The organism is Bacillus sp. SN1, from assembly GCF_002796895.1.
Classification (GTDB): Bacteria; Bacillota; Bacilli; order Bacillales; family Bacillaceae; genus Bacillus; species Bacillus inaquosorum.
The window spans coordinates 1-720 of the sequence record NZ_PHIE01000014.1 but is presented as its reverse complement, the minus strand read 5'-3'; the positions used below and the strand labels follow the sequence as shown (position 1 = coordinate 720).

The 720-nt window shown below is 49.2% G+C and carries 5 tRNA genes and 1 rRNA gene; all 6 read left to right on the top strand.

The features are described from left to right. Positions 1-10: 10 nt before the first annotated feature. The 6 genes from rrf to CVV77_RS21795 all read left to right on the top strand — a co-directional run bounded on the left by rrf (position 11) and on the right by CVV77_RS21795 (position 673). Positions 11-126, top strand: a 5S ribosomal RNA gene (gene rrf, locus CVV77_RS21820). A 44-nt stretch (positions 127-170) separates the two neighbouring features. Next, positions 171-245 (top strand) — tRNA-Asn (locus CVV77_RS21815). 2 nt (positions 246-247) lie between these two features. Next, positions 248-320, top strand: a tRNA-Thr gene (locus CVV77_RS21810). 64 nt (positions 321-384) lie between these two features. Next, a tRNA-Gly gene (locus CVV77_RS21805) sits at positions 385-459 on the top strand. Between the two features lie 33 nt (positions 460-492). Further along, a tRNA-Arg gene (locus CVV77_RS21800) sits at positions 493-569 on the top strand. Between the two features lie 27 nt (positions 570-596). Continuing rightward, positions 597-673 (top strand) — tRNA-Pro (locus CVV77_RS21795). The last annotated feature ends 47 nt before the right edge of the window (positions 674-720 follow it).

Genomic DNA, 720 nt, shown 5'->3' with positions numbered 1-720 from the left:
TCTCAATTTGTTTGGTGGCGATAGCGAAGAGGTCACACCCGTTCCCATACCGAACACGGAAGTTAAGCTCTTCAGCGCCGATGGTAGTCGGGGGGTTCCCCCTGTGAGAGTAGGACGCCGCCAAGCAGTTTTATTATTTCTACCATGTTTGTTTATGAAGCTTATATTATTCCGCAGTAGCTCAGTGGTAGAGCTATCGGCTGTTAACCGATCGGTCGTAGGTTCGAATCCTACCTGCGGAGCCATTGCTTCCATAGCTCAGCAGGTAGAGCACTTCCATGGTAAGGAAGAGGTCAGCGGTTCGAGCCCGCTTGGAAGCTTTATTAAATGTATTTATCTTACCAAGGTTTCTCAAAAAGGAGAAAGCTTTTTTTATTGCGATATGCGGAAGTAGTTCAGTGGTAGAACACCACCTTGCCAAGGTGGGGGTCGCGGGTTCGAATCCCGTCTTCCGCTCCATTTTTATCCCAACGGGATATTCTAAAATTGATTGCGCCCGTAGCTCAATTGGATAGAGCGTTTGACTACGGATCAAAAGGTTAGGGGTTCGACTCCTCTCGGGCGCGCCATTATTTTTAATAGAATAGATAGGGAATCGGGAAGTAGCTCAGCTTGGTAGAGCACATGGTTTGGGACCATGGGGTCGCAGGTTCGAATCCTGTCTTCCCGACCATTTTAATGGGGCCTTAGCTCAGCTGGGAGAGCGCCTGCTTTGCACGC